The organism is Pseudomonas sp. ATCC 43928 (assembly GCF_005938665.2).
Classification (GTDB): domain Bacteria; phylum Pseudomonadota; class Gammaproteobacteria; order Pseudomonadales; family Pseudomonadaceae; genus Aquipseudomonas.
Genome location: NZ_CP041753.1, coordinates 2,851,042 through 2,869,819, shown reverse-complemented (window position 1 = coordinate 2,869,819; position 18,778 = coordinate 2,851,042). Strand labels below are relative to the sequence as shown.

Annotated in this window: 20 protein-coding genes; 11 read left to right on the top strand and 9 right to left on the bottom strand. The window is 60.7% G+C overall.

Annotation, left to right across the window (positions count from 1 at the left end; genetic code table 11):
- Positions 1 to 46 precede the first annotated feature (46 nt).
- The 6 genes from FFH90_RS13310 to FFH90_RS13285 form a co-directional block, all read right to left on the bottom strand.
- Positions 47 to 1,888 (bottom strand): nitric oxide reductase activation protein NorD, encoded by a 1,842-nt coding sequence (locus FFH90_RS13310; RefSeq protein ID WP_138867327.1) that lies wholly within the window; start codon positions 1,886 to 1,888, stop codon positions 47 to 49.
- Positions 1,889 to 1,965: 77 nt separating this feature from the next.
- Positions 1,966 to 3,393, bottom strand: coding sequence for a cbb3-type cytochrome c oxidase subunit I (locus FFH90_RS13305; protein WP_018927788.1), 1,428 nt, complete (start codon positions 3,391 to 3,393; stop codon positions 1,966 to 1,968).
- A gap of 3 nt (positions 3,394 to 3,396) precedes the next feature.
- Positions 3,397 to 3,837, bottom strand: a complete 441-nt coding sequence (locus FFH90_RS13300; protein ID WP_018927787.1) for a cytochrome c — start codon at positions 3,835 to 3,837, stop codon at positions 3,397 to 3,399.
- A 263-nt stretch (positions 3,838 to 4,100) separates the two neighbouring features.
- Positions 4,101 to 4,358 (bottom strand): cytochrome C oxidase subunit IV family protein, encoded by a 258-nt coding sequence (locus FFH90_RS13295; RefSeq protein WP_138867326.1) that lies wholly within the window; start codon positions 4,356 to 4,358, stop codon positions 4,101 to 4,103.
- Between the two features lie 11 nt (positions 4,359 to 4,369).
- Entirely contained in the window at positions 4,370 to 4,957 is a 588-nt protein-coding gene (locus FFH90_RS13290; protein WP_018927785.1) for a cytochrome c oxidase subunit 3, read from the bottom strand.
- Positions 4,941 to 5,723 carry a CbbQ/NirQ/NorQ/GpvN family protein gene (locus FFH90_RS13285; RefSeq protein ID WP_372240862.1) on the bottom strand — a complete coding sequence of 261 codons (783 nt, stop codon included), beginning with the start codon at positions 5,721 to 5,723 and terminating at the stop codon, positions 4,941 to 4,943. Before FFH90_RS13285 ends, FFH90_RS13290 begins: the two co-directional genes overlap by 17 nt.
- Positions 5,724 to 5,931: 208 nt before the next feature.
- Here FFH90_RS13285 and FFH90_RS13280 point away from each other — a divergent pair, with 208 nt between their 5' ends.
- The 11 genes from FFH90_RS13280 (at position 5,932) to FFH90_RS13230 (ending at position 14,970) form a co-directional block, all read left to right on the top strand.
- On the top strand, positions 5,932 to 7,623 hold the full coding sequence (locus FFH90_RS13280) for a nitrite reductase (RefSeq protein ID WP_138867324.1): 1,692 nt from the start codon (positions 5,932 to 5,934) through the stop codon (positions 7,621 to 7,623).
- A 24-nt stretch (positions 7,624 to 7,647) separates the two neighbouring features.
- On the top strand, positions 7,648 to 7,962 hold the full coding sequence (locus FFH90_RS13275; RefSeq protein WP_019649087.1) for a c-type cytochrome: 315 nt from the start codon (positions 7,648 to 7,650) through the stop codon (positions 7,960 to 7,962).
- A gap of 15 nt (positions 7,963 to 7,977) precedes the next feature.
- On the top strand, positions 7,978 to 8,304 hold the full coding sequence (locus FFH90_RS13270) for a cytochrome c (protein ID WP_018927781.1): 327 nt from the start codon (positions 7,978 to 7,980) through the stop codon (positions 8,302 to 8,304).
- Positions 8,301 to 9,479: a cytochrome D1 domain-containing protein gene (locus FFH90_RS13265; protein ID WP_138867323.1), complete on the top strand. Its 1,179-nt coding sequence runs from the start codon at positions 8,301 to 8,303 to the stop codon at positions 9,477 to 9,479. The genes FFH90_RS13270 and FFH90_RS13265 overlap by 4 nt, the downstream gene beginning before the upstream one ends.
- A gap of 1 nt (position 9,480) precedes the next feature.
- Positions 9,481 to 9,939: an Lrp/AsnC family transcriptional regulator gene (locus tag FFH90_RS13260; RefSeq protein ID WP_064617206.1), complete on the top strand. Its 459-nt coding sequence runs from the start codon at positions 9,481 to 9,483 to the stop codon at positions 9,937 to 9,939.
- The gene (locus FFH90_RS13255; RefSeq protein WP_138867322.1) at positions 9,936 to 10,451 is read left to right on the top strand and encodes an Lrp/AsnC family transcriptional regulator; all 516 of its coding nucleotides are present in this window, start codon (positions 9,936 to 9,938) and stop codon (positions 10,449 to 10,451) included. Before FFH90_RS13260 ends, FFH90_RS13255 begins: the two co-directional genes overlap by 4 nt.
- A complete protein-coding gene (locus FFH90_RS13250) occupies positions 10,444 to 10,887 on the top strand; it encodes an Lrp/AsnC family transcriptional regulator (protein WP_086945734.1) in 444 nt (147 codons plus the stop codon). The genes FFH90_RS13255 and FFH90_RS13250 overlap by 8 nt, the downstream gene beginning before the upstream one ends.
- Positions 10,862 to 11,365 carry an Lrp/AsnC family transcriptional regulator gene (locus tag FFH90_RS13245; protein ID WP_138867321.1) on the top strand — a complete coding sequence of 168 codons (504 nt, stop codon included), beginning with the start codon at positions 10,862 to 10,864 and terminating at the stop codon, positions 11,363 to 11,365. Before FFH90_RS13250 ends, FFH90_RS13245 begins: the two co-directional genes overlap by 26 nt.
- Positions 11,366 to 11,391: 26 nt before the next feature.
- The gene (gene nirJ, locus FFH90_RS13240; protein ID WP_138867320.1) at positions 11,392 to 12,570 is read left to right on the top strand and encodes a heme d1 biosynthesis radical SAM protein NirJ; all 1,179 of its coding nucleotides are present in this window, start codon (positions 11,392 to 11,394) and stop codon (positions 12,568 to 12,570) included.
- Between the two features lie 70 nt (positions 12,571 to 12,640).
- Complete coding sequence (gene cobA, locus FFH90_RS13235; protein ID WP_138867319.1) at positions 12,641 to 13,480, top strand: uroporphyrinogen-III C-methyltransferase; 840 nt, start codon at positions 12,641 to 12,643, stop codon at positions 13,478 to 13,480.
- The gene (locus FFH90_RS13230) at positions 13,477 to 14,970 is read left to right on the top strand and encodes a nitrite reductase (RefSeq protein ID WP_138867318.1); all 1,494 of its coding nucleotides are present in this window, start codon (positions 13,477 to 13,479) and stop codon (positions 14,968 to 14,970) included. The genes cobA and FFH90_RS13230 overlap by 4 nt, the downstream gene beginning before the upstream one ends.
- 186 nt (positions 14,971 to 15,156) lie before the next feature.
- Here the strand turns inward: FFH90_RS13230 and FFH90_RS13225 are convergent, their stop codons facing one another.
- The 3 genes from FFH90_RS13225 to FFH90_RS13215 are packed head-to-tail and all read right to left on the bottom strand — an operon-like array spanning position 15,157 to position 18,697.
- A complete protein-coding gene (locus FFH90_RS13225) occupies positions 15,157 to 15,900 on the bottom strand; it encodes an SDR family NAD(P)-dependent oxidoreductase (RefSeq protein WP_018927772.1) in 744 nt (247 codons plus the stop codon).
- Positions 15,901 to 15,939: 39 nt separating this feature from the next.
- A complete protein-coding gene (gene hemN, locus FFH90_RS13220; protein ID WP_138867317.1) occupies positions 15,940 to 17,328 on the bottom strand; it encodes an oxygen-independent coproporphyrinogen III oxidase in 1,389 nt (462 codons plus the stop codon).
- On the bottom strand, positions 17,312 to 18,697 hold the full coding sequence (locus FFH90_RS13215; protein ID WP_026286546.1) for a coproporphyrinogen III oxidase: 1,386 nt from the start codon (positions 18,695 to 18,697) through the stop codon (positions 17,312 to 17,314). Before FFH90_RS13215 ends, hemN begins: the two co-directional genes overlap by 17 nt.
- Positions 18,698 to 18,778: the final 81 nt, after the last annotated feature.

Sequence of the window (18,778 nt, the reverse complement as noted above, 5' to 3'; positions counted from 1 at the left end):
ACGCAGCCTTCGGCAGCTGCTACAGGAGCGCAGGTGGTCAAGGACATCACGGTTGGGTCAGCTGGCGGTACAACTGCGGCAAGCGCAGGGGCAGTTGTTCGGGCTGGCGGATCAAGGTGTAGCCATTGGCGCCGAACATGTACGGCAAGTAATCCCCGGCCTCGCGATCGATCGTGATACAGAACGGCGTCAGCCCCTGACGCCGTGCCTCAAGCACCGCCTCGCGAGTATCTTCAACACCGTAGCGCCCTTCATACAGATCCAGATCATTCGGTTTGCCATCCGTCAGCAGCAGCAACAGTTTGCTGCGCCGCTTGCTCGTGCCCAATAGTTGCGTGGCCTGGCGAATGGCAGCCCCCATGCGTGTGTAATACCCCGGTTTGAGACCTTGAATACGACCTCGGGTGGTGTCGTCATAACGCTGGATGAACGACTTGAGTTCCTGCATGCGCACTTGCTGACGACGCAACGAGGAAAACCCGTACAGGGCGAAATCATCACCCAGCACCGACAAGGTTTCGCCGAACAGCAGCAGGCTGTCGCGGATCACGTCGATGACACGATGCTGATCGTTCAGGTGGGCGTCAGTGGACATCGACACGTCGGCCAGCAACAGGCACGCCAGGTCGCGGCGAGTCTGCCGCTGCTCCATGAACAAACCGCGTTCGGCGCACTGGCCATGCTCGCGATCAACGTGAAAATCCAGCCAGGCCTGCATGTCCAGCTCTGATCCCTGAGGTTGTTGGCGTAACCATTGACGATCATTGCGCAGGTGCTCGAACTGACGCCGCAAACGGTGCGCCGAGGCCTTCAAGCGTAGCGGCAGCGGCTGCGCCTCACAGTCGCGGGGCACCAGCATCTGCAGGTTGACGAAGCTGTCCTGCATCCGTTGTTTGCGATAGTCCCACTCCGGCAACTTGATGCCCTCGCCGAGGGGAATATCGTCGACATCGGCCGGTGGTAAATCCAGATGCAGCTTGAGACCGCCCCCCTTGCGCAGGCGTGTGCGCGACAGCGTCAACTCATCCAGGTCGTCGGCGACTCGGGCAGCGTCCGGGTCTTCGCTGTCATCCGACCAGCGATCCAGGTCCACGTGCTCGGTCCAGCTGAACAGGTTCTCCAGACGCACCACCAGCAACCCGCCTTCACGGGTGCTTTCATCGATCCGCGTCGCGCGCTTACGCCCGCCTTTCTGCTCGCCGGGTGGCGTGGTCAAAGACTCTTCGGACTCATCGCCCAGATCGGCAGCCTGGGGACTAGCGAGATTTTGCGGCGGGTACAACCACAGCGGCAACGGCCACGCGGCCCGTTCGCTGCGAGGAAAATGCTCGACACTGCCGGGCTCGCGCAACGCCTGGCATAACGCCCGTTCCAGCGCCGCTTCGCTGCCGTTCAACGAGGCCGGATCGGGGCGCAATTGCAGATGGGCATCGACCAGTCGTTGGTAACGAGCACGCAGCGCGGGATAGCGTCGCAGCAGCTGTTGCGTCCAGCGTTGATTGTCCCTGTCCCAGTGGCGCATCTGCCCGGCCTGCGCCGCCAGCAACGCGAGCCAGCGATAGAGTTCCTCATTCAGTGCCACTTCGGGAAACACCGCCAGGCTCGATGGCAGCCGTAAATTACGCTCGTCACACCACGCCAGCGGCACTTGTTTGCAGGTGCCGGCGATTTGCTGCAACACGTTGCGTCGCAGCAGCAGATCGCGGTCGCTGGCCGCTTCCACACCGACGCCATTGGCACCGCCCATGGCGCGGAACAACAGCGCCAGCGGGCGTTGCTGGCTGGCCAGTTCAACCCGTGCTTCGGGGAAATCAGGGCTGGCGCGCCGGGTGATGAAACGATGCCAGACACTGCCTACCCACTCTTCCAGTTCGACGGTAAACGCCATGATGCTTGCCCTTGCTGGAACCAAAAAACGGCCCGCTGTATCAGCCGGGCCGACCTTTTCCTAGCCATTGCACCCGATCATGAAGGTACAACCGCCGCCGGAGCGCGCAAGGCTGCGCGGCCACGTTGCTTGAAGCTGAACAGGTAACAGAGCAGCCCGGCGAAGAAGCCGATACCAGCACCCAGACGCGCCCAGAACAGCACTTGCAGATGTTCGACCGTGGCCATGAATGGCAACGCGATCCCATCGGCCTGCCAGCGTTGCAGGTAAACCTGTACGACACCGGCCGCGGTGAGGAACAGCGTGATCATCACCATCGACAGGGTCATTAACCAGAAGCCCCAGACTTCGAGGGTCTGTGAACGCTCGTCACCCGCTTCACCCAGCCCGCGCAGGCGTGGCATGGCGTAGCTGATCAAGGTCATCACGATCATCGCGTAAGCACCGTAGAAAGCCAGGTGACCGTGCGCTGCCGTCAATTGCGAACCGTGGGTGTAGAAGTTGACCGGCGCCAGGGTATGCAGAAAGCCCCAGACACCCGCACCGAAGAACGCCGTGACCGTGGTGCCCTTGGCCCACAGCGTGGCGGCACGGTTCGGGTGTTGCCGCCGACGGTTCTTCACCATGCTGAAGGCAAAGATCACCATGGCCAGGAACGGCAGCGGTTCGAATGCGGAGAAGATCGAGCCGACCCACAGCCAGACCTCGGGCGCACCGATCCAGAAGAAGTGGTGACCGGTGCCGATGATCCCGGTAATCAGCGCCATGGCGATGATCACGTAGAGCCATTTCTCCACGACTTCCCGGTCGACACCGGTGATCTTGATCAGCACGAAGGCGAGCATCGAGCCCATGATCAGTTCCCACACGCCTTCCACCCAAAGATGCACCACCCACCACCAGTAGAACTTGTCGCGGGCCAGATTACCGGGGTTGTAGAAGGAGAACAGGAAGAACACCGCAAGGCCGATCAACCCGGTCATCATCACCATGCTGACGGTGGTCTTGCGACCTTTGAGCAAGGTCATGCCGATGTTGTAGAGAAAGCCCAGGCACACCACCACAATGCCCATCTTGGTGATGGTCGGCTGCTCCAGGAACTCCCGGCCCATGGTCGGCAGCAGCTCGTTATGCGTCAGTTTGGCCAGGCCCGCATAAGGCACCAGCAGATAGCCGAGAATCGTCAACACACCAGCAGCGGCGAATACCCAGAACAGAATGATCGCCAGCTTCGGGCTGTGCAGTTCGCGGTCGGCCTCTTCCGGAATCAGGTAATAGGCGGCGCCCATGAAGCCGAACAGCAACCAGACGATCAGCAGATTGGTGTGCACCATCCGCGCCACGTTGAAGGGAATGATCGGGAACAGAAAGTCTCCGATCACGTATTGCACCCCCATGATCAAACCGAACAGCACCTGACCGAGAAACAGCATCAGGGCAAACACGAAGTACGGTTTGGCCACGGCTTGCGAGGCGAATTTCAGATGCGGATTAGCGATGCTCATCTCTTAGCCCTCCTTGTTTGGCGGCCAGCCATTGGTGTTGATGTTCGAGCTCCATTTGAGGAACTCGGCGATGTCATCCACCTCTTGCTCGCTCAACTTGAACTGCGGCATCGCTCGTCGGCCCGGTACGCCCAGCGGCTGCATTTTCATCCAGGCATGTAGAAAAGGTTTAAAGCCCTCCTCCCCGCCGCGCCGCTGGAATACGTTGCCCAGCTCTGGCGCAAAGTAGGCGCCCTCGCCCAGCAACGTGTGGCAGCCGACGCAGTTGTTTTGCTCCCAGACCGTCTTGCCGCGAATCACTGATTCGGTTAACTGCGCTTCGTTGCTGCGCACTGGAAAGGTCTGTTCCGTGTGATAGGTCAAGGCCAGGAATATCAGGAAGAAAAAGACGCTTCCCCCGAAGTAGATATTCCTGGCCATGCCTTTGGTGAAGGTCTCTGACATGGTCGCTTCCTCTTTGCTTGGCGTGCTCATGATAGAAAGCGAGGGGGTAAAACCTGCTTGATGGCGATCAAGAAAGGCAGATGGTTTTGGTCGGGTAATACGCTTAAGTCGTACTCGGTCCATGTAGCAGCTGGCGCAGCCTGCGTTCGGCTGCGAAGCAGTCGTGAAATCAGCCACCGCGGTGTTTCAGATGGACCGAGGCGGTAGGATTTACGACTGCTGCGCAGCCGAACGCAGGCTTCGCCAGCTGCTACATGGATTGGTTAGCCGATCGACAGCAGCGTCAGCCCCACAACGACTGCCAACACCAGCGCCCAGCTCACCATCAACCGGCGCCACAATCGCGGCGCATGGCGCATCTCCATGAAGCCATCGGCGATCAGCCAGGCCTTGCCAACCGCCACCAGCAAAATGGCAATGGACAACAGCCACGTCGCGCCGACTTGTGACAACACAACGGTGCACACGCTTAATGTGGCCAACGCTGCCCAGCAGACGAGCAACAACCTGGAAGCCGACATCAGAACCTCCGTCAATTCAGCACGTACACCAGCGGAAACAGCACGACCCAGATCAGATCGACCATGTGCCAATACAGCACGCCCGATTCAAACCCGCTGCGGTTGACGGCGTTGTACAGGCCTCGACGGCAGCGCTCGGCCAGCCATCCGAGAATGACCATGCCGAGCAATACATGGAGAAAATGAAAACCGGTGAGGATCCAATAGAGGGTGAAAAACGTGTTGTGCTCCATGCCCAGCCCCGAGGCCAGCAAGTGCCGGTATTCGGTAAGTTTCAACACCACGTAGACGCTGCCGGCAAGCAACGCGGCCAGCAGAAGTACGGCGCCGTGGCGGGACCGGGAACGCCTGACCTGCTCCTGAGCCAGCGCGGCGAACAGCCCGGCGGTGAGCAGGCTCAGGGTCATCGCCAGGCCGGTAGAGGTGTTGAGCAATTGACGGCTTTCACCAAACAACTGCGGCTTGAGTGCCTGGGTCACGGCGAACGCCAGAATCAGGATGGCGAACACCGACAACTCGGCCAAAATGAAAAACCACATCGCCAGATCGCCCGGCAGGTGGCCACGCGCAACGCCCCTGGACTCAGCCGAAGTGGACATCAACCACGCCCATCAGCGCCGCAACCGTCAGCGGATCATCGCTCAGCGGCTCGGCCAGGCAAGCCATGCACGCTTCACGCGGGCTCATGCCGGAGCGGATCATTCGCGCAGTAAAAATCAGCAGCCGTGTCGAGGCGACTTCCTCAAGATCATGTTGATCCAGCCTTCGCAGGGCCTGCCCCAGCCTGACCACTTGCGCCGCCAGCGCGCTGTCCACCTGCGCTTCCCGGCTGACAATACGCTCTTCGTCGGCCACCGGCGGATAGCCGAAACGCATCGCCACGAAACGTTGTCGGGTGCTGGGTTTCATGCCTTTGAGCAGGTTCTGGTAGCCGGGGTTGTACGACACGACCAGCATGAATGAGGACGGCGCCTGCAACACTTCGCCGGTGCGCTCCAGGAACAACTCGCGACGATCATCGGCCAGTGGGTGCAGTACGACCACCGTGTCCTGCCGCGACTCGACCACTTCGTCCAGATAACAAATGCCGCCTTCACGCACCGCGCGGGTCAGCGGCCCGTCCTGCCACCAGGTGCCTTGGGCGCCAATCAGATGACGGCCAATCAGGTCGGCGGCACTCAGGTCGTCATGGCACGCCACGGTGTACAGCGGTAGCTTCAGCCGATGGGCCATGTGCTGGACGAAACGGGTCTTGCCGCACCCCGTCGGGCCTTTGATCAGCACCGGCATGCCGTGTCGCCAGGCTTGCTCGAACAGCGCCTCCTCATTATTGAGCGGTTGATAGAAGGGTTCGCAAGACTGGATTCGGTCCATGGGCTGTCTGTTCCAAAAGCGGATTCAAGCCACACGCTACGGGCGCCTGCGACAACCTGGCAAGTGACATGGCCGGCAAACTTGATCGCGGTCAAGCAAGCATTGGCCTGCTCGGGCATAGCCTTGCACGGCACTAAGAACCTGCGTTCTGCGCTGCCGTTCCAGCACATCGCAAAGGTCTTGCCTGAGGAGAAATGGAATGCTGATCAGCAATAGAAAAACGTTTGCTCTGACTGTCGCCACATTGTGGTCGGCGCTGGCCCTTGCGGTGACTCACGCAGCCAGAGCCGAGGAACCCGCCACTGCTGCGGCCAGCCCGCTGATGGTCAAAACCGCCGGAGCGCCCGACATGAGTCAGGCCGAGTTCGACGCGTCCAAGGAAATCTATTTCCAGCGCTGCGCCGGCTGCCACGGCGTGCTGCGCAAAGGCGCCACGGGTAAACCACTGACGCCGGACATCACCCAGTCTCGCGGCCAACTGTATCTGGAGGCGTTGATTACCTTCGGTTCACCAGCGGGCATGCCGAACTGGGGAACATCCAATGCGCTGACCAAGGATCAGATCACGGCCATGGCCAAGTTCATCCAGCACACACCGCCCACGCCACCGGAATGGGGCATGGCCGAGACGCTGAAAACCTGGAAAGTGCTGGTCAAGCCCGAGGATCGTCCGAAGAAGCAACTGAGCAAACTCAATCTGCCCAACCTGTTTTCGGTGACGTTGCGCGATGACGGCAAGATTGCCCTGATCGACGGTGACAGCAAGAAAATCGTCAAGCTGATCGAGACCGGTTACGCGGTGCACATCTCGCGCATTTCTGCCTCCGGTCGCTACCTGCTGGTGATTGGTCGAGACGCCCGGATCGACATGATCGACCTGTGGCCGGTGGAGCCGACCAAGGTCGCCGAAGTCAAAGTGGGCATCGAGGCGCGCTCGGTGGAGACTTCCAAGTTCAAGGGTTACGAAGACAAATACACGGTCGCCGGCTCCTATTGGCCACCACAATTCACCATCATGGATGGTGAAACCCTGGAGCCCAAACAGATCGTCTCGACCCGCGGCATGACTGTCGACAAGCAAGAATATCACCCGGAACCCCGGGTCGCGGCGATCATCGCCTCCCACGAATGGCCGGAGTTCATCGTTAACGTCAAGGAAACCGGCAAGGTCATGCTGGTCAATTACCAGGACATCAAAAACCTCACCATCACCTACATCGATGCCGCCCCTTTCCTGCATGACGGCGGTTGGGACAGCACCCATCGCTACTTCATGACCGCCGCCAACAACTCCAACAAAGTCGCCGTGATCGACTCCAAGGATCGCAAGTTGGCCGCCCTGGTGGACGTCGGCAAAACCCCTCACCCGGGTCGTGGCGCCAACTTTGATCATCCTGTCTACGGCCCGGTCTGGGCCACCAGCCACCTGGGAGACGACGGTATCTCGCTGATCGGTACCGACCCGGCCAAACACCCGCAATACGCCTGGAAACAGGTCGCCTCGCTCAAGGGCCAGGGCGGCGGTTCGTTGTTCATCAAAACCCACCCCAACTCGCGCCACCTGTATGTCGACACCACCCTCAACCCGGACGCCAAACTGAGTCAGTCGGTGGCGGTGTTCAACCTCGACAAACTCGACGCCGGCTACACCGTGCTGCCCATCGCCGAGTACGCCGGCATCAAGCAAGGCGCCATGCGGGTCGTGCAGCCGGAATACAACAAGGCCGGCGATGAGGTCTGGTTCTCCGTGTGGAGCGGTCAATCAGAGGAGTCGGCACTGGTGGTGATCGACGACAAAACGCTGAAGCTCAAATCGGTGATCAAGGACAAACGCCTGATTACCCCCACCGGGAAATTCAATGTCTACAACACCCAACACGACATTTATTGAGCTCCATCAATGCAAGGAACGACCATGAAAAATACTCTGCTTTCACTGTTCGCCCTGACCGCTGCGCTGAGCGTGCAGCCGGTTGTGGCCCAAGATGCGCAGGAACTGTTCAAGAGCAAACCCTGCGCCGCCTGCCATTCCATCGACACCAAGCTTGTCGGCCCGGCGCTCAAGGATGTCGCGGCCAAGAACGCTGGCGTACCCGAGGCCGTCGACACCCTGGCCAACCACATCAAGAACGGTACGCAAGGCAACTGGGGCCCGATACCAATGCCGGCCAACCCGGTGACGGATGACGAAGCGAAGACACTTGCAACTTGGGTCCTGAGTCTCAAATAGCCAACGGAGGGCGCCATGATGGTTCATCGACACGCAGTGGTTCTGGCGGCCCTCCTCCTTTTTTGCGCGACCTCGGTTGCGGCGCCGAACGCCAAGCGTCAGGCCCAACTCGAGCACCTGCTGGCCCAGGATTGCGGCGCCTGTCATGGACTGCACATGACCGGCGGGCTGGGTCCCGACCTGACACGTGCAACGCTGGCAGGCAAGTCCCGCGACAGCCTGATTGCCACCGTCACCCAAGGCCGCCCCGGCACCGCGATGCCCGGTTGGGCCCCGTTGCTCAGCCCGGACGACATCCGTTGGCTGGTCGATCTTCTTCTCCAGGGATATCCCGCACCATGATCCGTTCAACCCTGCTTTTAGCGGCGACCGGGCTGCTGTTGTCCGCGTGTGTTCAGCCTCCGTTGCGGGGCTCCGGCGATCTGGGCGTGGTGGTGGAGCGCGCCACCGGCAGCGTGCAAATCATCGAAAGCGACACCCGCACGGCACTGGCCCGACTCGAAGGCTTCGGCGATCTGTCCCATGCCTCGGTGGTGTTTTCCCGCGACCAGCGCTATGCCTATGTGTTCGGCCGCGACGGCGGGTTGAGCAAAATCGACTTGCTGACCCAACGCATCGACCATCGCGTCATCCAGGGCGGCAACAGCATCGGCGGCGCCATCAGTCAGGACGGCAAGTTGATCGCGGTCTCCAACTACGTGCCCGGCGGCGTGAAGGTGTTCGATGCCGTCACTCTGCAACAGGTGGCCGATATTCCCGCGACACCGCTCGCCGATGGCAGCAAACGCTCACGGGTGGTCGGCCTGGTCGACGCGCCCGGTCAGCGTTTTGTGTTCAGCCTGTTCGATACCGGCGAGATCTGGACCGCCGATTTCAGTCAGGGCAGCACGCCACGGATCAGCCGCTTCACCGGCATCGGCCAGCAACCCTACGACGCGCTGATTACCCCCGATGGTCGCTATTACATGGCTGGGCTGTTCGGCGAAGACGGCATGGCGCAACTCGACCTCTGGCACCCCGAGCGCGGGGTGCAGCGAGTGCTCGGTGATTACGGACGCGGCCAGGCGAAGTTGCCCGTCTACAAGATGCCGCATCTGGAGGGTTGGGCCGTTGCCGACAACCAGGCCTTCGTGCCCGCCGTCGGCCGTCATCAGGTGCTGGTGATGGATTCCCGCACGTGGCAGCAGACCGCTGCCATCCCGGTGGCCGGCCAACCGGTGTTCGTCACGTCGCGGCCGGACGGTCGGCAACTGTGGGTCAATTTCGCCTACCCGGACAACGATCGGGTCCAGGTCATCGACACCGAAACCCGTGCCGTAGTCGCCGATCTGCGACCGGGGCCGGCGGTGCTGCACATGGAATTCACCGCGCGCGGCGACCAGTTGTGGCTGTCGTTACGCGATGGCGATCAGGTTCAGGTCTGGGATCCGTACAGCCTGAAGCAGCTGAGCACCCTTCCCGCCACCGCGCCGAGCGGCATCTTCTTCAGCAGTCGCGCGCAGAAAATGGGCTATTGAAATGAACCTCGACCTGCTCAGCCGCCAACTTATCGACCGCTTCCAGCACGGCATGCCGTTGTGCCCGGAACCTTACAAGGAGATGGCCCGGATTCTCGGTTGCCGCGAGGCCCAGGTGATGGATTGTCTGGAAAAAATGGCTCAGGCCGGCCCCCTCTCACGCATCGGCCCGGTGTTCGAACACAGCCGCGCCGGGGCCAGCACCCTCGCCGCCTTCGCCGTGCCCGCCGAACGTCTGCAACAGGTCGCCGAGCGCGTCAGCCAGTATCCCGAGGTCAATCACAACTACGCACGGGAGCATTTCTACAACCTGTGGTTTGTGCTGACCGGGCCTGATCGCCCCCACATCGAACGTGTTCTCGAAGCACTTGAGAACGAAACCGGCCTTGTTCCGCTGGATCTGCCGATGTTGACCGCTTACCGCATCGACCTCGGTTTTGCCTTGGGAGAAGGCCCATGAAGACGGGATTGAGCCCCGAACAGACACAAGCCTTACGAAGGCACCTGGAAGACGGATTACCGCGTGTTTCGCGCCCCTATCAAACCCTCGCGGAACGGATAAACGCCGACGAAAACCAGGTGCTCGCGCAGATGCACCAGTGGCACGAACAGGGGCTGTTTCGCCGGGTCGGCCTGGTGCTCAACCATCGCGCCCTGGGCTTTACCGCCAACGCCATGCTGGTGCTGGATGTTCCGGACGCGCTGATCGACGAAGTCGGCCAGCGCCTGGGGCGAGCGTCCGGTATCACCCTCTGCTATCAACGGCCACGGCGCCTGCCGCAGTGGCGCTACAACCTGTTCTGCATGGTTCACGGACGCCAACGCGCGCAGGTCGAGGCGCAGATCCAGGCGTTGCTGGGAGAACACTTGCTGAGTGACCTGCCCCATCAACTGCTGTTCAGCACCCATGCCTTCAAACAATGCGGCGGACGCTTTGTCGCCTCCTCAACGGGAACCAAGCCCCATGGATGATCTTGACCGTCGGTTGATCAACCGCTTGCAACTGGGCCTGCCACTGGTGCGTAACCCCTGGCAGGCGCTGGCCAGCGAACTGGACAGCAGCAGCCCTGAATTGCTCCACCGCCTCCACGAACTGCTCTGTGAAGGAATACTCACGCGCTTCGGTCCGATGTTCGACATCGAACGCCTCGGTGGCGCCTTCACCCTCGCGGCGCTGGCAGTGCCGGAAGAACGGTTCGAAGAGGTCGCCGAGCAACTGCATGCCCTGCCTGAAGTGGCGCACAACTATCGACGCGAACACGCCTGGAACATGTGGTTCGTGCTCGCCTGCGCGACCGAACAAGACGTCACCGAAACCTTGCAATACATCGAAACCCTGACCGGTTTGCCGCTGCTCAACTTGCCTAAAGAGGAGACTTACCATGTCGGTCTGTACTTCCCGGTCTGAAGACACCCTGGCACACCGGCTGATTGAACTGACCCAGGCCGGCCTGCCGCTGCTGAATGACCCGTGGGCCTGGCTCGCCGAACAGCTGGACCTGAGCATCGAATCCACCCTGGATCTGCTCAAGCGCTTGCAGGCCGAGGGCGCGATCCGGCGCATTGCCGCCGTCCCCAACCACTATCGCCTCGGCTATCGCTACAACGGCATGACCGTTTGGGATGTGCGCGACACCGACATGCCGCGCCTCGGCGCGCTGATCGGCGCACAGCCTTTTGTCAGCCACTGTTATCGACGCCCGCGACGAACCGCGTGGCGCTACAACCTGTTCGCCATGGTGCACGGTCGCAGCCGCGAGGAAATCGACAGCTACCGCGAACACCTGCGCTACTTACTGGGCGACGCCTGTGTCGCCGACGAGATGCTGGTGAGCAGTCGCATCCTGAAAAAAACCGGTTTACGGCTACCGCCAGTGCCACGCTGAACACGCGCTGGTTCAAGGAGAGTTGCATGTTGAGGATCAGCCAATACCTGCGTGCCCTGACCGGCCAGGTGCCCGCCCCCAGAACCAGCCCACCGGGCAGCAACCGGCCGCCGGTGGTGATCTGGAACCTGCTCAGGCGCTGCAACCTGACCTGCAAGCACTGCTACGCCACGTCCGCCGACAGCGTCTTTCGCGACGAACTGGATACGCCCGCCGCACTGAACGTGATCGACGATCTGCACGATGCCGGCGTGAAGGTATTGATTCTTTCCGGCGGTGAACCCCTGCTGCGTGACGATCTGTTTGTGCTCAGCGCCTACGCCCGCGCCAAGGGTTTCTTCGTGGCGTTGTCCACCAACGGCACGTTGATCGATGAGCAGAACATCGCGCAGATCCGCGCAGCGAATTTCGACTATGTCGGGATCAGCATCGATGGCCTGGAAGCCACCCATGACGCCTTCCGCCAATTGAAGGGCAGCTTCGCCAGTTCCATGCGGGCGATCCGGCTCTGTCGCGAACAGGGCATTCGCGTCGGCCTGCGCACCACCCTGACCCAGGAGAATCATGCGCAGCTGCCGCAATTACTGGCACTGATGCGCGAATACGACGTGCAGAAGTTTTATCTGTCGCACCTCAACTACAGCGGTCGCGGCAAACGCAGCCGCCAGCTCGACGCCCGGCAGCAGATGAGCCGCGAGGCGATGACGCTGATCTTCGAACGGGCCTGGGAAGATATCCAGCACGGTCGCGACAGCGATTTTGTCAGCGGCAACAACGATGCCGACGCGATTCTCCTGCTGCAATGGGTAGGCCTGCATCTACCCGAGCATTACCGGCGCCTGGAACACATGCTCCGCGCCTGGGGCGGCAATGCCTCGGGCAGCGGCATCGCCAACATCGACAACACCGGCGAAGTTCACCCCGACACCTATTGGTGGCAGCACTCGGTGGGCAATGTCCGGCACACACCGTTTCGCACGCTGTGGCTGGACCGCCCGGACGCCTTGTTGCAGCAACTGCGCGCGCATCCTCGCGCCGTGGGTGGCCGTTGTGGCCAATGCCGCTGGCTCAGCATCTGCAACGGCAATACCCGCACCCGCGCCTGGGCCGAAGGTGATCTCTGGGGCCAGGACCCCGGATGCCACCTCAGCGATGAAGAAATCGGCATACCACCATTAACGACCATCCCTTGCGTCATGCACTGAAGCACCCGCCTGGCGAGCCATCTGACAAAGGATGGGGCCGGCCCACCTGATGAAGTACCAAGGACGTCCCATGCATCCATCGATTATTTTACCGGCTGCACTTGAGTCCCCGTTCAGACCGGGCGAAGTCGCCCTGGTCGGCGCTGGCCCCGGCGATCCACGCTTGCTGACCCTGCGCGCCTGGAGCCTGTTGATGCAAGCCGACGCCGTGGTTTACGACCGCCTGATCAGCCCCGAGCTGCTGGCATTGATCCCCCTCACCTGCGCCCGGCATTACGTCGGCAAGGCCAGCGGCTGCCACAGCCTGCCTCAGGATCAGATCAACGAACTACTCGCCGACCTCGCCGATCTGGGGCAGCGTGTGGTCCGGCTCAAGGGTGGCGACCCGTTCATCTTCGGCCGTGGCGCCGAGGAGCTGGAGTATCTGCTGCAACGCAACATTGACTGCCAGGTGGTCCCCGGCATTACTGCCGCCTCCGGGTGTAGCGCTTACGCTGGCATTCCGTTGACCCATCGGGATCTGGTCAACTCCTGTCGATTCATCACCGGGCACTTGCAACACGATGGTGAGTTGCAATTACCCTGGAGCAGCCTCGTCGACAGCAGTCAGACCCTGGTGTTTTACATGGGGTTGTCAAATCTCGGGATTATCGCCCAGCGCTTGATCGAAGCCGGAATGCCCGCCGAGACACCGGCGGCGCTGATCAGCAATGGCACGCGTCCCGACCAGCACGTTGCCCGAGGCAGGCTGCACCAATTGCCGACCCTGGCGCGGGAATGCCCACCTGGCATTCCGACGCTTGCGGTGATCGGCAAAGTGGTCGATCTGTTCGCTGCCCAACAGCAGCAATACCCGGCGCGTTTTTCCTCCGCCCCAGCGCTGCAACGCCAGCGCAAGGTGGCGATATGAGGCGCATGGTGCTTGCCCCATTGTTATGGATCGGCGCGGCTCATGCCGGTACAGCGGTTCCGCCCAACGACACGGCCGCCAATCTCTACCAACAGCATTGCCAGAGCTGCCATGGCGCCAATCGTCTCGGCGGTACGGGACCGGCCTTGCTGCCGGAAAGCCTGAGCCGGATCAAACCCGACGAAATCCGCAGCGTGATCCAGGACGGTCGTCCCGCGAGTCAGATGAGCGGGTATGCCAACGTGTTCAACGCCACGCAGATCGACGCGCTGGTGGACTACCTCCAGCAACCACCCGCCACCCCACCCACCTGGAGCAACGATGACATTCGCGGCAGTCATTCGGTTCTCGCCGATATCAACAAACTGCCCGACACGCCCCAGCATCGCGCCGATCCACTGAACCTGTTTGTGGTGGTGGAAGCCGGTGATCATCACATCGACATCCTCGACGGCGACCGCCTTGAAGTGCTTGCACGGTTCGCTTCGCACTTTGCAGTGCATGGCGGGCCGAAGTTTTCGCCGGACGGACGCTTCGTCTACGTGGCCTCTCGCGATGGCTGGATCAGCCTGTATGACTTGCATAACCTGAAACTGATCGCCGAGGTCCGCGCCGGGCTCAACACCCGCAACCTTGCGGTGAGTAAGGACGGCCGATGGGTGCTGGTGGGCAACTACTTGCCGGGCAACCTGGTGGTGCTCGATGCCCGTGATCTGTCATTGGTCAAAACCATTCCGGCGATCGGCCAGGACGGCACCGCGTCACGGGTCAGCGCGGTCTATACCGCACCGCCACGGGACAGCTTCATCGTGGCGCTCAAGGACGTGAAGGAAGTCTGGGAACTGCCCTGCACCGGCACACCGGATTTCGAACCGCGACGGATCCACGCCGAAGATATGCTGGACGACTTTTCCTTCTCACCGGACTACAAGCAACTGCTGGCCACGTCGCGCAAGGCCAAGGGCGGTCAGGTGATCGACCTCGACAGTGGCAAGGTGGTCACCGACATTCCACTGCCGGGCATGCCGCACCTGGGGTCCGGGACCTACTGGAAACGTAACGGTGAGTGGGTGTTCGCCACGCCGAACATCAGCAAGGGCCTGATCTCGGTCATCGACTTCAAGACCTGGAAACTGCTCAAGGAAATACCGACCCTGGGGCCGGGCTTCTTCATGCGCAGCCACGTCAACTCGCGGTATGCCTGGACCGACGTGTTCTTCGGCCCCGACAACGATGCGATCCACCTGATCGACAAACAGACCCTGGAAATCGCTCACACCCTGCGCCCGATGCCCGGAAAGACCGCCGCCCACGTCGAATTCACCCGCGACGGTCGCTACCTGCTGCTGAGTATCTGGGCCACTGACGGTGCGCTGATCGTCTACGACAGCAACACCCTCAAGGAGGTCAAACGCCTGCCGATGAACAAGCCGTCGGGTAAGTACAACGTGGGCAATAAAATCGAGTTTGCCGAGGGTACGTCGCACTAGATTTTGTGTCTGAACATCGAAATACACATCGCACTTGTGGCGAGGGAGCTTGCTCCCGCTGGGGCGCGAAGCGGCCCTAAAAGCAGTCACTGCGTACATTCAGATTAAACGCAGGTGCTGATTTTACGACTGCTACGCAGCCGAGCGGGAGCAAGCTCCCTCGCCACAGGGTTTGTGTTCACCTCTTCAGCTCAGGGTATAACCGTTATCGACTTTCCAGTCCTGACCATAAACACCCCGCGCGCCTTGAGACAGCTGAAAAACAATCACGTTGGCCACCGCAGACGCATCGAGGAAATGACCGGGCAGCAGACGTTTGCCGAGGGTGCCGGCAACGTCGTCGAGTTCCCCGTCGCTCAACCCCAGGTTGTCCCACATCGAGGTCGCGGTCGGCCCCGGGGAGACCAGATTGATGCGCACGTCATAACGCGCGAATTCCACCGCCAACGTGCGCGCCTGCGCCGCCAGCGCGGCCTTGCTGGCAATGCAGGCGGCCAGACCGGGAAAACTCGAGCCGGTCAGGAAGCTGCCGACAAACACCACCGAAGCCGGACTCGCCAACTCCCCGCGTAACGCTGCCAGGGTATTCAACGCCCCGGCGCCGTTGACCGCCCACTGACGCTGGAAGGCCGGCATGTCGAGGCTATCGGCCATTTCGGCGATACCCGCGTTGGGCACCAGATAATCCACCTGGCCCAGTGTCGATGCACGTTGGGCCAGCGCCTGCAGGTCATCCTGACAGGTCACGTCACCGGCACACCATTGCAAGCGCTCGCCATAGATCTGCTGCAAGGCCGGCAGTTCCCCGATTTTCCGTGACATCGCCAGCACCTTGACCCCGCGCGGCAACAGCGCCGCACACAGGGCCAGGCCTATCCCGGAACTGGCACCCGTGACCACCGCCAAACGATCCTGAAACTCGGTTCTCATCATTTCCTCCTGGCATCGCGGACGCCAGCACTGGGGACTTCAAACGGTACGTGAAAACCGGCCTTTTTGATCAGCGCCCAAATAGGCATCAAACGCCATCGCGGCGCTGCGCATCATCAAATGCCCGTGGGGCAACAACACCAACGCGTCTTTGTGAATCTGCAGCAAGCCATCGCGAACATGCTCGTCCAGTTGCATCAGCGCATCGGCAAAGTAATCGGTAAAGCAGATGTCATGACCCGCTTCAAACTTGCCGAAGTCGATCCGGCCGTGGCACATCAGATCGCTGATCACTTCACGGCGCAGACGATCATCGGCGCTCAACCGGTAACCCCGATGCACAGGCAACAAGCCTTGATCAATGCGGGCGTAGTACTGCGATAGCTCCTTGACGCTCTGGCTGTAGCTGTCGCCGACCTTGCCGATGGAGGACACCCCGAGACCGATCAAATCGCAGTCGGAATGGGTGGAATAACCCTGGAAATTGCGTTGCAACGTGCCATTGGCCCGGGCCAACGCCAACTCATCGTCCGGCAAGGCAAAATGGTCCATGCCGATATAGATATAACCGGCCTCAGTCAGACGACGGACAGTCAGTTCAAGCAATTCCAGTTTGCGCTCCGGTGGCGGCATGTCGGCCGAACGAATCAGCCGTTGTGCGCGCACCAGTTCCGGCAGATGGGCGTAGCTGTAGGCGGCAATCCGGTCCGGACGCAGCGCGATGATTTTGCCGAGGGTGACATCGAAACTCTGCACGGTTTGCAATGGCAGGCCGTAAATCAGATCGACACTGATCGATTTGAATCGCGCCTGGCGCGCCGCAGCGACCAGCGCATGGATTTGCTCTTCACTTTGCTGCCGATTGACCGCTGCCTGCACGTCGGGATCGAAGTCCTGTACGCCAAAGCTCAAACGATTGAACCCCAACTGACGCAACAACTGGATCTGTTGCGTACTGATGGTGCGAGGGTCGACCTCGATGGAAAACTCATGGTCATCGCTGTCGTCCATGTCGAATGCCTGGTGCAGGCAGTCCATAAGGTCAGCCAGTTGTTCGCCGGTCAAATAGGTCGGCGTGCCACCTCCCAGGTGCAGTTGCGTGAGTTTGCGGGTGCGGTCGAACAAGGCAGCCTGCATCACGATTTCGCGCTTGAGGTACGTCAGGTACTCGACGGCGCGGTGGGTTTTCTGGGTAATGATTTTGTTGCAGGCGCAGTAGTAACAAAGGCTCTTGCAGAACGGGATGTGGATGTACACCGACAGCGATTTTGGCGTTGTCGCCTGGTTGCTGTCCGAGGCCGCACGCTGATAGTCATCGACGGCGAACGCCTGATGAAACTGCGGCGCGGTCGGGTAAGAGGTATAGCGCGGCCCCGGGAGGTCATACTTTTCGACCAGGGCACGATTGAAATCAAATGAAGTTGTCATGATCAATCCATTCGTAATGGGGTTCATGCCCCGCACCGTCCGAATCCTTTTCAAACAGGTTGCAGACGGCATCCACGTGCGGCCGACCGGCCGGAAGAATGCTGATGAAACGGTCAGACAGTTCAATCAACCCGTCACGGCTCAATTGCTCAAGCACAGGCCAGGCGGTGAAAAAGTACTGGCGAAAAATGACTCCATGACGCCTCTCGATTGCCTGGATATCCAGCTCCAGATCACACGCCAGGCGTTCCATGACCATGTGCCTGACCTGATCCCCTTCCTCACAGCGCCAGCCACGACTCGTCGGCAGTTGGTCCATGTCCAGTTGCTGCTGGTACCGTTCCAGTTCGTCGGTGTTTTGCGCATACAAACCGTCGATCTGACTGATAGCGCCCAAACCGAACCCGATATGGTCGCAATGCCCGTGACGGGTAAACCCCTCACAATTGCGACGTAATCGGCCGCGCTCCTGAGCAATCGCCAAATCGTCATCGGGTCGGACAAACTGCCCCAGGCCAATGTAGTGATAACCGGCGCCGATCAACTGTTCAAAGCAGATCCGGCGCATGGCGCCTTTATCTTCCTCGCTGCAAAACGCCCCGATTGTGTCTGCAGTCTTTGGCCGATAGCGTTGGGGTGGCCGGGCATAGTCAAACACCAGCAGCCGGTCCGGCTCCAGTTCGATGATGGTCGCCAGTTTCAGCGCAAAACTTTCTGGCGTCTGCCAGGTATGGCCATAACCCAGATCGACATTGATGGATCGATAGCCGAAGGTCCGAGCGGCATCGATAAGCGAATGGATCGGTGCCGGATTCTGGTAGCAGGCCACCGACATCGCACGGTCGGCACCGATGTCCGGAACGCCGATGCTGACATGGTTGAACCCCAGGTCACGCAGCATGCCCATGGTCGACCAATCCGTATGGTGAAGGTCCACTTCTATGCTGTAGTCACCGCACTCATGTCCAAGAAAGTTGAATCGGCCACGAAGGTGATTCATCAGCCGTCTCAGTTGGGCGATGGCGGGTGTTCCGCCCCCCAGATGGAACTGCTCGACCCGCTGCCCGGCTCCCAGATGACAACCGACGAGGTCGATCTCATGTTGCAGACGCTGAAGATAGTGTTCGACACCACTGTGCTCGCATGAAGTTTCGCGAGGGGACCACAAGGCACGCTTGAGGTTAGAAGGCAGTTGCACGTTCAGCGACAGCGGACGGCACTTCTGACGGCTGACGCGCAATGCACGATGCAAATCCAGAGAGCCGATGCCGTCGTGAAATTTTTCAGTGTCGACATGGCCGTTGGGGTCGAGCACGCCTTGATCGCACCGGACGTTCAGCTCTCCAGGGCTGTGAAACGAATTGAGCATAACGGGTCTCCGAGACTGGCTGCGGACCGCCAGTGTCGGAGCCTGGCGACCCATGCTCCTTGATTTGCATCAAGCGCGAGC

Excerpts from the sequence above, each read along its gene's own strand:
- FFH90_RS13230 (WP_138867318.1), top strand. The coding sequence starts at position 13,477 with ATGAGGCGCATGGTGCTTGCCCCATTGTTATGGATCGGCGCGGCTCAT.
- FFH90_RS13225 (WP_018927772.1), bottom strand. The coding sequence starts at position 15,900 with ATGAGAACCGAGTTTCAGGATCGTTTGGCGGTGGTCACGGGTGCCAGT.
- FFH90_RS13290 (WP_018927785.1), bottom strand. The coding sequence starts at position 4,957 with ATGTCCACTTCGGCTGAGTCCAGGGGCGTTGCGCGTGGCCACCTGCCG.
- FFH90_RS13245 (WP_138867321.1), top strand. The coding sequence starts at position 10,862 with ATGTCGGTCTGTACTTCCCGGTCTGAAGACACCCTGGCACACCGGCTG.
- FFH90_RS13275 (WP_019649087.1), top strand. The coding sequence starts at position 7,648 with ATGAAAAATACTCTGCTTTCACTGTTCGCCCTGACCGCTGCGCTGAGC.
- hemN (WP_138867317.1), bottom strand. The coding sequence starts at position 17,328 with ATGACAACTTCATTTGATTTCAATCGTGCCCTGGTCGAAAAGTATGAC.
- FFH90_RS13280 (WP_138867324.1), top strand. The coding sequence starts at position 5,932 with ATGCTGATCAGCAATAGAAAAACGTTTGCTCTGACTGTCGCCACATTG.
- nirJ (WP_138867320.1), top strand. The coding sequence starts at position 11,392 with ATGTTGAGGATCAGCCAATACCTGCGTGCCCTGACCGGCCAGGTGCCC.
- FFH90_RS13255 (WP_138867322.1), top strand. The coding sequence starts at position 9,936 with ATGAAGACGGGATTGAGCCCCGAACAGACACAAGCCTTACGAAGGCAC.
- FFH90_RS13295 (WP_138867326.1), bottom strand. The coding sequence starts at position 4,358 with ATGTCGGCTTCCAGGTTGTTGCTCGTCTGCTGGGCAGCGTTGGCCACA.
- FFH90_RS13215 (WP_026286546.1), bottom strand. The coding sequence starts at position 18,697 with ATGCTCAATTCGTTTCACAGCCCTGGAGAGCTGAACGTCCGGTGCGAT.
- cobA (WP_138867319.1), top strand. The coding sequence starts at position 12,641 with ATGCATCCATCGATTATTTTACCGGCTGCACTTGAGTCCCCGTTCAGA.
- FFH90_RS13300 (WP_018927787.1), bottom strand. The coding sequence starts at position 3,837 with ATGTCAGAGACCTTCACCAAAGGCATGGCCAGGAATATCTACTTCGGG.
- FFH90_RS13305 (WP_018927788.1), bottom strand. The coding sequence starts at position 3,393 with ATGAGCATCGCTAATCCGCATCTGAAATTCGCCTCGCAAGCCGTGGCC.
- FFH90_RS13265 (WP_138867323.1), top strand. The coding sequence starts at position 8,301 with ATGATCCGTTCAACCCTGCTTTTAGCGGCGACCGGGCTGCTGTTGTCC.
- FFH90_RS13270 (WP_018927781.1), top strand. The coding sequence starts at position 7,978 with ATGATGGTTCATCGACACGCAGTGGTTCTGGCGGCCCTCCTCCTTTTT.
- FFH90_RS13250 (WP_086945734.1), top strand. The coding sequence starts at position 10,444 with ATGGATGATCTTGACCGTCGGTTGATCAACCGCTTGCAACTGGGCCTG.
- FFH90_RS13260 (WP_064617206.1), top strand. The coding sequence starts at position 9,481 with ATGAACCTCGACCTGCTCAGCCGCCAACTTATCGACCGCTTCCAGCAC.
- FFH90_RS13310 (WP_138867327.1), bottom strand. The coding sequence starts at position 1,888 with ATGGCGTTTACCGTCGAACTGGAAGAGTGGGTAGGCAGTGTCTGGCAT.